A 12,887-nucleotide genomic window follows, 5' to 3' on the forward strand; every position below is an offset into this window, starting at 1 on the left:
CAGGGAGGACGGACCTTTATGAAAATCTTACCAACCATACATGCCCCGTCAGACCTGAAAAAAATACCCAATGAACAGCTGCCGGAACTCTGCCGGGAAATCCGAGAGGAGATCCTGGCAGTGACCAGCAAAAACGGCGGCCATCTGGCTCCCAATCTGGGGGTGGTGGAACTGACCGTGGCCCTGCACAAGGTATTTTCCATGCCCAGGGACAAAATCGTCTGGGATGTAGGACACCAGTCCTATGTCCACAAGCTCCTCACCGGACGGCAGGCAGAGTTCCCAACCCTGCGGCAGTACGGAGGCCTGTGCGGGTTTCCCAAACGGTCGGAAAGCGAGTATGACTGTTTCGGCACCGGCCATTCCAGCACTTCCATCTCGGCGGCCCTGGGTATCGCCTGTGCCCGGGATCTGGCCGGGGATGACTACAATGTGATCGCCGTCATCGGAGACGGAGCCCTTACGGGCGGGGAAGCCATGGAAGGGCTGAACAACGCAGGGGATCTCCACAAGAAGCTGATCGTGGTCCTTAACGATAATGAAATGTCCATTTCCAAGAATGTGGGGGCCCTTTCTTCCTATCTGACGGAACTCCGGACGGATCCCACTTATTCCCGGGTGAAGACGGAGGTGGAAGGCTTCCTGAAAAGCCTGCCTTCCATCGGCAGCAGCGTGGCCCGGGCGGTGGGACGGTTGAAGGACAGCTTCAAGTATTTCTTTGTGCCCGGGATGCTCTTCGAGGATTTCGGCTTCAAGTATCTGGGCCCGGTGGACGGCCACGACTTGGATGCCCTGATGGAGACCTTTGAAAAAGCCAAACAGCTCAATGAACCGGTCTTCATCCATGTGCTCACCACCAAGGGGAAGGGATACAAACCGGCGGAGGAACGGCCCAATGCTTTCCACGGGACGGGTCCTTTCGACATTCCCACAGGGAAAAAGTTCAGCAACCCCAAAGCTCCGGCCACTTATACCAAGGTGTTCAGCGATGCCCTGGTGGAACTGGGAGAGAAGAACCGAAAAGTGGTGGCCATCACCGCCGCCATGCCGGAAGGGACCGGGTTGGATGTGTTCGGCAAATATTATCCGGACCGGTTCTTTGATGTAGGGATCGCGGAACAGCATGCGGTGACCATGGGGGCCGGATTGGCGGCCAACGGCTACCATCCCCTGGTGGCACTCTATTCTACTTTCGCCCAGCGGGCCTTCGACCAGCTGCTCCATGACGTGGCCATGCAGAACCTGCCCTTTACCCTCTGCCTGGACCGGGCTGGCCTGGTGGGGGACGACGGCAGCACCCATCACGGGGCCTACGACCTTTCTTTCCTGCGGCTGATGCCCAATATGGTGGTCATGGCACCGGGAGACGAGAACGAACTGCGGCATATGCTGAAGACCTCCCTGGAATATGAGGGGCCTTCCATGCTCCGCTATCCCCGGGGTTCCGGCCTGGGTGTCCCGCTGGATCCGATGCTCCATACCCTGCCCTTGGGGAAGAGCCGGCGCCTCCGGGAAGGGAACCAGATCGATCTGTGGGCGGTAGGGACCATGGTGGATACGGCCTGTAAAGTGGCGGACCTGCTGGCCAAAGAGGGGATTTCCGCAGGAGTGGTCAATGCCCGGTTCATCAAGCCTTTGGATCAAGAAGCCTTGGAAGCAGCCAGCCATCAGGTGAAACTGCTGGTGACCCTGGAGGAAAATTCTTTGGCCGGAGGATTCGGGGAAGGGGTGCTGGATCTCCTGAACCGGCTCCATCGGCTCCGGGAATGCCGGGTGCTGAACCTGGGCATCCCGGATCTGTACGTGCCCCATGGGAAACGGGAACGGCTGCTCCAGGATCTGAAACTGGATCCGGAAGGGGCGGCAGGGACCATCCTGGCAGCTTGGAAAGAGGAACTATGAAAAAAGAACGTTTGGATGTGTTTTTGACAGAACAGGGATTTTTTGAATCCCGGAGCAAGGCCCAGGCGGTGATCATGGCCGGGGAGGTGCTGGTGAACGACCAAAAGATCGACAAGCCCGGCACCATGGTGAAGCCCGATGCTAAGATTACCCTCTTGGGGAAAAAGATGCCCTTTGTGAGCCGGGGAGGCTATAAACTGGACAAATCCCTGAAAGTGTTCCCCATTTCTCTGGAAGGGAAGGTGGTGGCAGACCTAGGGGCTTCTACCGGCGGTTTTACGGACTGTGCCCTCCAGCACGGGGCCAGCAAGGTCTATGCCATCGATGTGGGCTACGGGCAGCTGGCCTGGAAACTCCGGCAGGATCCCCGGGTGGTGAACCTGGAACGGACCAATGTCCGTTTCCTGGAAGCCGATTCCCTGGGGGAATTGGTGGATTGCTTCACCATCGATGTGGCTTTCATTTTCCTGGACAAAGTGCTGCCCAGTGCCTACAAGATCTTGAAGCCCGACGGCTTCGGCATCGCTCTGATCAAGCCCCAATTCGAGGCGGGGCGGGAAAAAGTGGGGAAAAAAGGCGTGGTCCGGGATCCGGCGGTCCATCTGGAAGTGATAGAGAAAGTCATCGGTCAGGCCCGGGAATTGGGGTTCGTCCCCCTGGGGCTTGATTTTTCACCCATCCGGGGTCCGGAAGGGAATATCGAATATCTCTTTTATATGGGAAAACAGGGAGAGGATGCAGTGAGCCCGGAACGGATCCGGGAAGTGGTCGCCGCATCCCATGAAACCCTGGAAAAATAAGGGCATGGGGGGAATCAGCATGGAAAAGGAACTGCAGATCGGGGTGTTTCCCAATCTGCCCAAGGAAAAGGTACGGGCCTGGCTGCCCAGACTGGTGGAATTTTGCCGGGAAGAAGAAATCCCTTTGGTTTTTCCCCAGGAGATCGCCGGCTCTTTCGGTGTCCCTGGATACGACCAGGAAGACCCTGCCAGCCTCAGCCAGTTGTCCCTGGCCCTGACTTTAGGCGGGGACGGGACCATCCTGCGGGCGGCCCGGTACGTGACGCCTCTCAATATCCCTCTCCTGGGGGTCAACATGGGGAAACTGGGCTTTTTGACGGAAGTGGAAGCCAAGGATCTGTTTCCTACTTTGCTGAAAGTGAAAAAGGGAGCCTATACCCTGGAAAAACGGAATATGCTCCAGCTGACGGTCTGGCAGGGGGAAAAAATGACCTGCAAGGCCCATGCCCTGAATGATATGGTGCTGGAGAGCAGCGACCGGTCCCGGCTCACCCGGCTGAGCCTAAAAGTGGCGGGAGAACCGACGGCCAACGCACCTTCCGATGGGCTGATCATTGCCACGGCCACTGGTTCCACCGCCTATTCCCTTTCTGCAGGAGGGCCGGTGGTGCACCCCAGCCTGCAGGTGAGCATCATCACCCCCATCTGTCCCCATGCCCTCCATGCCAGACCCCTGGTGATCCCCATGGAACATCCCATTGAGATCACCCCCCGTCCTCCTTATGAAACGATCTTGATTTCAGCAGATGGGATGACGGTGAGCAATCTGGCCTGGAACCAGCGGGCGCTGATTGAAAAATCTCCCAATGATGCCCGGTTCGTGCGCATCAATCCTTTGTCCTACTATACGACCTGGCAGGACAGGATGCTGAAGAACGAAGGTCAGACCATTCTATAGGAGGCTGAGAAAAGCATGAAACTATCCAGGCAGGAAGCCATCAAGAATATCATCAAAGAACAGCAGATCGAGACCCAGAGCGACCTGGCCGAGGCCCTGAAGAAAGCCGGCTTCAATGTGACCCAGGCTACGGTTTCCCGGGACATCAAGGAAATGATGCTGATCAAGATCCCCGATGAGGACGGCCGGTACAAGTATTCCTTCCCTTCGGAGAACAGCAAGATCCTCACGGTGGAACGGCTGGAAGACACCCTCCGGGGCTATACCCTGACCATCAGTTCCGCCGAGAACCTGATCGTCCTCCATACCTTGCCCGGGACGGCCCAGGCGGTGGCCTATGCCCTGGACCACCTGAACTGGAAGGAGCTGCTGGGGACCGTAGGAGGGGATGATACGGTGCTGCTGATCGTAGACAGCAAGGAACATGTGGAAACCGTGAAAGGCCGCTTGATGGCCAAGAAAGGACGCTGACATGCTGAATTCCTTGGAAGTGGACAATTTTGCCCTGATCGATCACCTGCGGGTAGATTTTGCACCGGGCTTCAATGTGTTCACCGGGGAGACCGGCGCCGGCAAATCCATCCTCATCGATGCCTTCAGCATTGTGCTGGGGAGCCGGGCCAGCGTGGATTACCTGCGGAAAGGAGCGGACGCCTACTGGATCCAGGCGGTGTTCGACATCGAAGGCATGGAGAATGTCCATGACATCCTCCGGGAACTGGACCTGGATCTGGGGGAAGATACCCTGTTCCTCCGGCGCAAGGTAACTGCGGCCGGAAAGAGCCAGGCTTTCGTGAACGAACGGCAGGTGCCGGTGTACGTGCTCAGCCGTCTGGCCAGCCATCTGGTGGATATCCACGGCCAGCATGAGAACCAGACCCTGCTGGCTCCTGGAGCGGCTCTGACCATCCTGGACCATATGGATCCGGGGCTGCCGCCTCTGTTGGAAAAGTACCAGGAAAAATTCGTGGCTTACGACAAAGCCCGAGAGACCGTGAAGAAGTGGCTGCTGAAGGATGCTCACCAGACAGAAGACCTGGAACGGCTGGAGGGAGAAATCCAAGAAATCGATGAAGCTCGGATCCAGCCGGGAGAAGATGAAAAGCTCCGGGAGACGGTCCGGAAGCTGAGCAACCAGGAGAAGATCCTCCAAGCGGTGGGAGAAGCCCACCATTATCTGGAAGGCGGCGAAGACAGCCTGCCCAGTGCCCTGGATGCCATCAATACGGCCCGGTCCGCTTTGGAAGGGGTGCTGGACTACGCTCCTGAGTTAAAAACCTATGCAGATAGTATGGATTCGGCCTGGGAGACTCTGGAAGATGTGCGCCAGTCCCTGGGGGATATCCTGGCGGTGGACCACGAAGACCGGGAGACCCTGGAAGCGGCCCAGGAACGGCTGGATCAGCTGTACCGGCTGAAACAGAAATATGGGGGCAGCCTGGAAGAAGTGCTGGCCTATCGGGACCGGGCCCAGACGGAATACGAAGGGCTCCTTTCCTTGGAATCCACCCTCAGCCGGCTGCGGAAACAGGAAGCCATCCTGAAAGCGGAGATGCAGACGGAAGCGGATAAACTGACGGCCGCCCGGAAAAAGGCGGCTGCCCGCCTGGTGGAAGCCCTGCTGCCCCATATCCGGGATCTGGCCATGCCTGAGGGACGGGTGGATCTTCAGTTCACCCGTCTGCCGGAGTGCCACGGCCGGGGCCAGGACAATGTCCAGTTCCTGTTTTCTGCCAATGCTGGGATGGACCTGAAACCCTTGGGGCGGATCGCTTCCGGCGGGGAACTGTCCCGGTTCGCCCTGGCCCTGAAGACCGTCATGATGAAGAAGTTCGGGGTGCCCACCATGATCTTCGATGAGATCGATACAGGGGTGGGCGGCGTCACCGCTGAAAAAATGGCCGAGAAGATGGCCCTGATCGCCCGGGAACGGCAGGTACTCTGCATCACCCATCTGGCCCAGATCGCCTGTTTCGCGGATCAGCATCTGTATATCCGGAAAAAGACGGTAGGGGGCAGCACTCTCAGCCAGGTGGCGGCCCTGGATGAGGAAGGAAGGATCCAGGAAATCATGCGTATGACCGGCGGCACCAATACCTCCCGTTCCGCCCGGGAAAACGCCAGGGAACTCCTGGCCATGGCCGCCAAATTCAAGAAAACGAAGGAGTCTTGTGTCCATGAAAACCCTGCATGACAAACAGCTGGATGAACAGCAGCTTTCCAGCAGGACGGCTTTTGAAGGCCGTCTGCTCCACTTGTTTGTAGACAAAGTCGCACTGCCCAACGGGAATGAATCCACCCGGGAGTACATCCTCCACCAGGGAGCGGTGGGGATCCTGCCGGTGAAAGAGGACGGCAGCATGGTCTTTGTGAAACAGTACCGGTATCCGGTCCATTCCGTGATCTATGAGATCCCAGCGGGAAAACTGGAAAAAGGAGAAGAGATCCTGCCCAGTGCCAAACGGGAACTTTCCGAGGAAACCGGCCTGACCGCAGAACGCTGGACCAAACTGACTTCCACGGTGACTACCCCTGGTTTCACCAACGAAACCATCCATCTGTTCCTGGCGGAAGGACTCAGCCAGGGGAAGATGCATCCGGATCCCGATGAATTCCTGGAAGTGGTGTCCATTCCGGAGGACAAAGTGAAACAAATGGTCTTGTCAGAAGATATCTTTGATGCAAAAACCCTTGCAGCACTTCTCCTATACTTCCTCAAAAAGGAAGCCTGTTAAAGAACTCTGTAAAAACTTTGTAAAAATAAAAAAATATGTAACAAAACTTTAAAAGTATGTTATAATATCCATAAATTGATTTTTGGGAAACGTTCTACTGTTAACAGATGTAATCGAAAGACAACGGAATGAACATTTTCCAAATTTCATAAAATAAGATGAGGGGGAACGAACATGGATGTACTAAAGGTTTCGACAAAATCCAATCCGAATTCTGTAGCAGGTGCGTTAGCAGGGGTATTGAGAGAAAATGGCAAAGCAGAGATCCAGGCCATCGGCGCCGGTGCGCTGAACCAAGCTGTAAAGGCAATCGCCATTGCACGCGGCTTTGTGGCACCTCATGGGATGGATCTGGTTTGTGTCCCCGCATTCATTGACATTAACATTGATGGCGAAGAACGGATTGCCATCAAGTTGCTGGTAGAACCTCGCTGAGGAAAAGCAAAGAGAAGGGCTGCTGCACGTGTGGAATCACATACGTGCAGCAGCCTTTTTTTAGTCCTCTTCTTTTTCCTTTGCTGCTTTGATCTTCTCCATGATTCCCGCCCATTGGTCCGTGATGGCCCGGGCCATCAGCCGTTTTCCCCGGAAATTCAGGTGGAGTCCATCAAGGGCGTACTGAGTGGGGAGATCTTGGGTCTCATCGAATTGGGTCCCTAGATCGATGTACCAGGGCAGGCTGCGGATCCAGCTGTTGACCTTGTCCATTTCTTCCCGCCAGCCTTCTGCGGTGGGCTCATCGAAAGCCCGCTTGATGTTGGCTGGGTTCACCGGAGGCAGGGTCATGAAAATGGGAGTGATCTCATTTTCTTCACACTTTTCTTTGATCCCCTTCAGATCTTGGATGACGCTTTCTCCGCTGATCCAGCCCCGGAGGCTGTTGCTGCCTGTCATGATGATCAGATACCGGGGATGGAAAGGGAGCACATCCCGGTCGAACCGTTCCAGGGTGGCCTCGCTGGTATCCCCGCTTTGGGAAAGGTTGATGCTGTCAAAGGGCAGGTAATACTGGTAGCTGTAGGCAAAATCGCTGGGTGAATAGGAAAGGTCCCCGCCTCCGTGGGAGATGCTGTCTCCCAGGGTCCCCACTTCATAGTCTGCATCCGGATCGACGGTCATGGGCTGGGGCGGACAGAACTGGCTGAGCGGAGTGCCCTTTTCATCCACGGCCCGGACCCGCCAGTACATGGTATAGGGGGCGTAGTGGGCTTCGTCATCATACCAGTCAAAGCCAGTGGAACGGCCCCGTTCCAGCAGCTGTCCGTCGGAGGCTTCTTGGGCAGGGGAAACGGCATTGGTGTTCAGGACTTCCACTTCATAATTCCGGATCCCCTGGAGAGGGATCCAGTTGTAGACTGGATACAGGAGGGTGGTGCCGTTGCCGCTGTTGAACCGGCTGAGGGGCATCGGGAACAGAGCTTCTTTCTTCTGGGGGTCCACATAGACGTTTTCCAGGGCGGAGGGTTCCGAAAGGGGTGTATCGTCCAGGTCGAAAGACTGGATCCGGACCTTCACATTGCCCCGTGTCTCTTGGGGGAAGGACAGGCTGCAGCCGGCTACATAACTCCGCTCTTCCGGCAGGGGAGATCCATTGGGCAGCCATACCTGCACCCGGTAATAGACGGTACCCAAGATGGGCTTCCAGCGCAGGGTGGGGTGGAGAGAAGCCGGATGGGCTTGGGTGAAATGGGTGGTGAATTGGGGAATGGGTCTCCGGCGCTGTACCGAGGCCGCTTGGACGGCCTGGACTGCTGTCTTTGGTGCCGGGCTGTGGGCGGGGGGCAGGACGGATGCCGCGCTGGCGGTGCCGGTAAACAACCCGGAAGCCAGCAGCAGGACAGCCAAAATACGATGGATGGGATGGATCATAGGATACATGGAGAGTTACCTTCTCTTTCACATTGTAGGGATTCTTACCGTATTGTACCATAAATCCCTTTGCTTTTCCGGGAAAACCTGTTATGCTGATGGCGGGGAGGTGTGTACATGTATATAACCAGTATGCGTATCCAGAACTATCGGAACTTCAAGGACATCACCATGGCCTTCCATCCCCTGGCCAATTACCTGGTGGGGGAAAATGACATCGGCAAAAGCGGCTTCCTGCGGCTCCTTTCTTTTATGGCCAGTGCCTGGACCCTGCCGGAGATCGATTACTATGATCCCAAGCAGCCCATCCGGATCACCCTGGCTCTCCACTTGCTGGAAGGGGAAGAAGAGTATTTCGCCGATGCGCCGGACGACCATCTCCAGGAAATCCGGGTGCGTCTGGAAATGAAAGTGACGGATATCTGTCCCCGTCTCTACAATGCAGATACCAATGAGGAACTTCCTCTGGAATACATCCGGCGGCTGCGGTATGTCAGCTATTCCGCCATCAGCCGGGATGACCAGGCTGTGCGTCCCCAGGTATACCGGGCCCTGGAAAAATCCCTGTCCCAATGGGAGGCCAGCCACTGCACCGCAGTGCCCCCGGAGGAACAGCGGTACATCCAGCATGAAGTCAATGTGGGTTATTACGATTCTTCCTATTATGAGTGCATCTTCTACCTGTCCCGGATCCTGTGCCGGAGCAACCGGCATCGGGCAGACAATCTGAAATTCGTTTCCCTGGCGGCGCTGCGGGTGATCACCCAGGTGTACCTAATGGCCAACAGCCTGGTGGTGCCCCTGGAGCACAACATCATCGTGGACGGCCAGGGCCGGCGCTTCCTGCCTTTGATCATCTCCATCGACGAACCGGAGATCCATCTCCATCCGTACATGCAGCGGTCCATCCTTCAGTATTACCAGCAGCTGCTGCACAATGAAGATCCCCAGTTCTGCGCCCTGCTGAAAGATCTGTTCGGACTGGACGGCCTCCGGGGCCAGCTGTTCGTGGTCACTCATTCCACCGATTCCCTGATCGATGATTACCGGAACATCCTGCGGCTGTACCGGGACTCCAAAGGACTGGTCAAAGCGGCCTGCGGCTCCAGTTTCCATGTAGGCCGGGAAATCGAGAAGCACCTGATCATGCATTTCCCAGAAGTGAAGGAAGCTCTCTATGCCCGGAGCGTGATCCTGGTGGAGGGGGAGACGGAGTACGGCTGTTTCCAGCTCTTTGGGAAAACCGTGGGCGTTCCTTTTGATTATTATGGCATCTGCCTCATCAATGCCCGGGGAGAGAGTTCCATTGCCAAAATCAAGAAACTGCTGGAATATTTCAAGATCCCGGTGGTGGCTCTGTATGATGCAGATGTGAAAGAGGCCCATAAGAAAGAGCATGGAGTCTATTTCACCGATGGGATCTGTTTTGAAATGGACCTTTCCAAGACCATGCTCCAGCAGGGAAAGCGGGCGGCTCTGGACCGGATCATCCATGTGGCCTGCGGGGCTGCCGGGAGGACCAGCTATGAGATGCTGAAAAAAGCCTGCCACAAGCTCCAGCTGGATCCTCAGGATTTCCCGCCGGGACCTCTTTATAAAGCAAAGCCCCACAAGGGGCCGGTATGGGTCTATTATTTTGCTTGGCTCTACAGCAACAAGGGTGTGATCCTGGGCCGGCTGATTGGGCAGTCCCTCCGCCAGGGAGAAGTGCCCCCGGCCTTTGTTCGGGTCATCCAAGCAGCCGGGAAGCTGGCGACCATCAGGAAGGAATGAAAAAAAGGGGTTGTTGCACGCTCTGTGCAACAGCCCCTGTCTTTTATTCCCTCTCCTTCTTGGCCAGTTCCGGCAGGATGAGACCGATGCCGATCAGGACCAGGGGGGTCAGGATATTCATGGCGAACTGGAAGTACCAGGTGTCGGTGCCGCTCTGTACCCCACGGGGGAACATCCCCATGATACAGGCGAAAGCAGTGAAGGCAAAGCACCAGAACCCAGCCAACATGCCCAGGCCCCTGCTTTTCACGAAATGATATTCAGAAACGTATCTGTCCGCATGTTTCTTCAGCATCATGTAGGCGAAGAATACCCACAGATAGCGGAGCGGCATGCATACAGCGTTCAGGCGGATCAGCCAGTTGTACAGGCTGGTCATGTCGCCGATCCCCAGGGCCGGGACGATCAGCAGGATGGAAACCAGGACGGCCGTCAGTTTGTAGCCAGTGACAGGTACCCCTTTGGCGTTCATCTTGGTGAAGACCTTGGGGACGAACTGGGGATCCACGTCGGACAGCAGGATCTTGATGGGGGCATCGATGGAAATGGCCAAGGTGGCTGCCTGTCCCAGGGTATTGCAGATGGCATAGATGATTACGAAGGTCTGGCCGATGCCGTAATATTCACCCAGCTTGGAGAAGCTGTAATAGGCCCCGTTCATCATCAGGTCTTTGGGGATATTGGTGGGGTCGAACATCAGCCCCATGGCAAAGGTCCCCAGGAGTGCTGTCACAGCTACCATGGTGGCCATGAAAATCATGGATCTGGGATATTCGGAAGAAGGTTTCTTCAAGTTGTTGACGTAGGGGCTCAGCCGTTCGCAGCCGCCTACGGCGAAGACCAGGATGCCCAGGGTGGTCATGTAGTCGAAATCGAAGGTGGGCATCAGGGTATCCCAGTTCAGGCTGTAGGTGAAGGTCTTGGCGGTGGTCAGGTGAGGAGCCGCCAGGGCCAGCAGGATGTACAGGATGGACATGACGAACATGAAGCTCCCAGCCAGGGCGCCGATCCGCTTCAGGGCGTTGACCCCTTTGGAGGCGTACCACAGGAAGAAAAAGAAAATCACAAGAGCAATAGACTGGAGGACCAGGGGCGAAATCATTTTCGTCAAAGATCCGTTCTGGAACACGGCCCAGCCGAAAGCGATGAGCATGTTCTGGGGCTTTTGGGCCAGGTAGGGCATGTGGACGATCCAGTAGGTCCACCCGGCGAAGTAGGCCAGCTTGGCACCGGAAGTGGAGCGGATCCAGGAGGAGACCCCGCCTTTGCTGTCTTTGAAGGTGGAGCCCATTTCACCGACCATGAGTACATAGGGGATGAAATAGAGTGCGAACATCAGGATCCAGGAAACCACGGCCTTGAGACCCTGATTGGCGTAGCCGTTGACGATGTTCCCGAAACCCCAGACGGAGGTGAAGGTCATCAGCCCCAACGCTTGCCAGGATAGAACTTTGTTGCTTCCATTGAGTGTTTTTTCTTTGTTGTCCATTGGAAAGCCTCCTTTTGTAATGATAGTGACATTATATCATGTATATGTGTTAGTTGGCTAGTTAAATAAAAAGTTTTTGAACAATTTTGTACCTTATGATACAATGTCAAAAGGAGGTGTAGACATGAATCAAACCACGAAAGAATTACTGAACCTGATCCGAAAAAGCACGTCCCCGTACCATACGGTGGCGGCCAGCAAAGAGCTGCTGCTGGCAAATGGCTTTACCCAATTGTCCCTGGGCGAGGACTGGACCTTGGCCCCGGAAAGCAAGTACTTTGTCACTGTATTCGATTCCTCTCTGTTCGCCTTCCGTACTGGCACTGCAGGCTCCCGGGGGCTGAAGATCGCGGCGGCCCACACCGATTTCCCCTGTTTCCGGCTGAAACCGGCGGCGGAAGTCAGCACCCAGGGATACGGCACCCTGAACGTAGAAGGGTACGGCGGCATGATTGTCTCCACCTGGATGGACAGGCCTCTTTCCCTGGCAGGGAAGATCGTGACACGGACGTCCGATCCCTTCAAACCCCAGACCCACCTGGTGGATTTCAAACGGCCGCTTTTGAGCATGTCCAGCCTGGCCATCCATATGAACCGGGAAGTGAACGACGGATATAAATGGAACAAGCAGAAAGATGTGCTGCCCCTGGCCACCATGCTGGGAGAAGACCCGGAAGACAAGCATTTCTTCCAGAATTTCCTGGCCAAAGAGCTCCAGGCAGCACCGGAAGACATCCTTTCTTTTGAACTGTCCACCTATCCGGTGGAAGAAGGCTGCACTTTCGGTCTGAAGGAAGAGTTCATCTCCTCCGGACGGCTGGACAACCTGACTTCCTGCATGGGCTGTCTCAAGGGCATCATCAACGGCAAAGGCACCGAAGGCCTGAAAGTGGCCTGCCTGTTCGACAATGAAGAAGTGGGGAGCAACACCAAACAAGGGGCGGATTCCCTGGTGCTGAATAACCTGCTCCGCCGGATCTATAGCAAACTGGGGCTGACGGAAGAAGCCCTGTACGAAGACATGGCGGGCGGCTTCATGCTCAGCGTGGACGTGGCCCATGCCCTCCATCCCAACTATACGGATAAATGCGACATCACCAACAAGCCCCTCCTGGGCAAAGGGGTGGTGCTGAAACAGGCCTGCAGCCAGGCCTATGCCGGAGATGCAGAAGCAGTGGCCATCGTCAAAGGCCTGTGTGCCGCCCACGGGATCCCCTGCCAGCTGTTCGTGAACCGCAGCGACATCAAGGGCGGATCTACCTTGGGGTCCATGGCATCGGCCCTGACTCCCATCCGGACCATGGATATCGGGGTGGCCCTCCTGGCCATGCACAGCGCCCGGGAAACCATGGGTGCCGCCGACCAGAAGGCATTGGAAGATCTGATCACCGTGTTCTTTGGATAAAAAAAGAGAAGGGGGG

Annotated in this window: 11 protein-coding genes; 9 read left to right on the forward strand and 2 right to left on the reverse strand. The window is 56.1% G+C overall.

Translation table 11 applies throughout. The features are described 5' to 3' along the window. The first annotated feature begins 18 nt into the window (after positions 1 to 18). From dxs to BQ2657_RS08505, 7 genes are all read left to right on the forward strand, one after another. On the forward strand, positions 19 to 1,902 hold the full coding sequence (gene dxs, locus BQ2657_RS08475; protein WP_075580229.1) for a 1-deoxy-D-xylulose-5-phosphate synthase: 1,884 nt from the start codon (positions 19 to 21) through the stop codon (positions 1,900 to 1,902). Then, positions 1,899 to 2,702, forward strand: a complete 804-nt coding sequence (locus BQ2657_RS08480) for a TlyA family RNA methyltransferase (RefSeq protein ID WP_075580230.1) — start codon at positions 1,899 to 1,901, stop codon at positions 2,700 to 2,702. The genes dxs and BQ2657_RS08480 overlap by 4 nt, the downstream gene beginning before the upstream one ends. Before the next feature lie 19 nt (positions 2,703 to 2,721). After that, on the forward strand, positions 2,722 to 3,600 hold the full coding sequence (locus BQ2657_RS08485; RefSeq protein WP_075581041.1) for an NAD(+)/NADH kinase: 879 nt from the start codon (positions 2,722 to 2,724) through the stop codon (positions 3,598 to 3,600). A gap of 15 nt (positions 3,601 to 3,615) precedes the next feature. Next, positions 3,616 to 4,071 carry an arginine repressor gene (gene argR, locus BQ2657_RS08490; protein ID WP_075580231.1) on the forward strand — a complete coding sequence of 152 codons (456 nt, stop codon included), beginning with the start codon at positions 3,616 to 3,618 and terminating at the stop codon, positions 4,069 to 4,071. A 1-nt stretch (position 4,072) separates the two neighbouring features. Then, a complete protein-coding gene (gene recN, locus BQ2657_RS08495; protein ID WP_075580232.1) occupies positions 4,073 to 5,794 on the forward strand; it encodes a DNA repair protein RecN in 1,722 nt (573 codons plus the stop codon). Next, positions 5,778 to 6,335 carry an NUDIX domain-containing protein gene (locus tag BQ2657_RS08500; protein ID WP_075580233.1) on the forward strand — a complete coding sequence of 186 codons (558 nt, stop codon included), beginning with the start codon at positions 5,778 to 5,780 and terminating at the stop codon, positions 6,333 to 6,335. The genes recN and BQ2657_RS08500 overlap by 17 nt, the downstream gene beginning before the upstream one ends. Positions 6,336 to 6,509: 174 nt before the next feature. After that, positions 6,510 to 6,770 (forward strand): stage V sporulation protein S, encoded by a 261-nt coding sequence (locus tag BQ2657_RS08505; protein ID WP_075580234.1) that lies wholly within the window; start codon positions 6,510 to 6,512, stop codon positions 6,768 to 6,770. Positions 6,771 to 6,830: 60 nt separating this feature from the next. Here BQ2657_RS08505 and BQ2657_RS08510 read toward each other — a convergent pair whose 3' ends face one another. Beyond that, positions 6,831 to 8,213, reverse strand: a complete 1,383-nt coding sequence (locus BQ2657_RS08510; protein ID WP_075580235.1) for an SGNH/GDSL hydrolase family protein — start codon at positions 8,211 to 8,213, stop codon at positions 6,831 to 6,833. A 108-nt stretch (positions 8,214 to 8,321) separates the two neighbouring features. On the opposite strand from BQ2657_RS08510, the gene BQ2657_RS08515 reads away from it, so the two are divergent. Then, complete coding sequence (locus tag BQ2657_RS08515; RefSeq protein WP_075580236.1) at positions 8,322 to 9,977, forward strand: ATP-dependent nuclease; 1,656 nt, start codon at positions 8,322 to 8,324, stop codon at positions 9,975 to 9,977. A gap of 43 nt (positions 9,978 to 10,020) precedes the next feature. On the opposite strand, the gene BQ2657_RS08520 is transcribed toward BQ2657_RS08515, so the two are convergent. Beyond that, positions 10,021 to 11,466, reverse strand: coding sequence for an amino acid permease (locus BQ2657_RS08520; RefSeq protein WP_075580237.1), 1,446 nt, complete (start codon positions 11,464 to 11,466; stop codon positions 10,021 to 10,023). A gap of 124 nt (positions 11,467 to 11,590) precedes the next feature. Between BQ2657_RS08520 and BQ2657_RS08525 the strand changes: the two genes are divergently transcribed. Beyond that, positions 11,591 to 12,871, forward strand: a complete 1,281-nt coding sequence (locus tag BQ2657_RS08525) for a M18 family aminopeptidase (protein ID WP_075580238.1) — start codon at positions 11,591 to 11,593, stop codon at positions 12,869 to 12,871. The last annotated feature ends 16 nt before the right edge of the window (positions 12,872 to 12,887 follow it).

The organism is Acidaminococcus massiliensis, from assembly GCF_900095825.1.
GTDB lineage: Bacteria > Bacillota > Negativicutes > Acidaminococcales > Acidaminococcaceae > Acidaminococcus > Acidaminococcus massiliensis.

What these genes read in the sequence shown, in the direction of transcription:
- dxs (WP_075580229.1), top strand. Translation starts at nt 19, where the DNA reads ATGAAAATCTTACCAACCATACATGCCCCGTCAGACCTGAAAAAAATA.
- BQ2657_RS08480 (WP_075580230.1), top strand. Translation starts at nt 1,899, where the DNA reads ATGAAAAAAGAACGTTTGGATGTGTTTTTGACAGAACAGGGATTTTTT.
- BQ2657_RS08485 (WP_075581041.1), top strand. Translation starts at nt 2,722, where the DNA reads ATGGAAAAGGAACTGCAGATCGGGGTGTTTCCCAATCTGCCCAAGGAA.
- argR (WP_075580231.1), top strand. Translation starts at nt 3,616, where the DNA reads ATGAAACTATCCAGGCAGGAAGCCATCAAGAATATCATCAAAGAACAG.
- recN (WP_075580232.1), top strand. Translation starts at nt 4,073, where the DNA reads ATGCTGAATTCCTTGGAAGTGGACAATTTTGCCCTGATCGATCACCTG.
- BQ2657_RS08500 (WP_075580233.1), top strand. Translation starts at nt 5,778, where the DNA reads ATGAAAACCCTGCATGACAAACAGCTGGATGAACAGCAGCTTTCCAGC.
- BQ2657_RS08505 (WP_075580234.1), top strand. Translation starts at nt 6,510, where the DNA reads ATGGATGTACTAAAGGTTTCGACAAAATCCAATCCGAATTCTGTAGCA.
- BQ2657_RS08510 (WP_075580235.1), bottom strand. Translation starts at nt 8,213, where the DNA reads ATGTATCCTATGATCCATCCCATCCATCGTATTTTGGCTGTCCTGCTG.
- BQ2657_RS08515 (WP_075580236.1), top strand. Translation starts at nt 8,322, where the DNA reads ATGTATATAACCAGTATGCGTATCCAGAACTATCGGAACTTCAAGGAC.
- BQ2657_RS08520 (WP_075580237.1), bottom strand. Translation starts at nt 11,466, where the DNA reads ATGGACAACAAAGAAAAAACACTCAATGGAAGCAACAAAGTTCTATCC.
- BQ2657_RS08525 (WP_075580238.1), top strand. Translation starts at nt 11,591, where the DNA reads ATGAATCAAACCACGAAAGAATTACTGAACCTGATCCGAAAAAGCACG.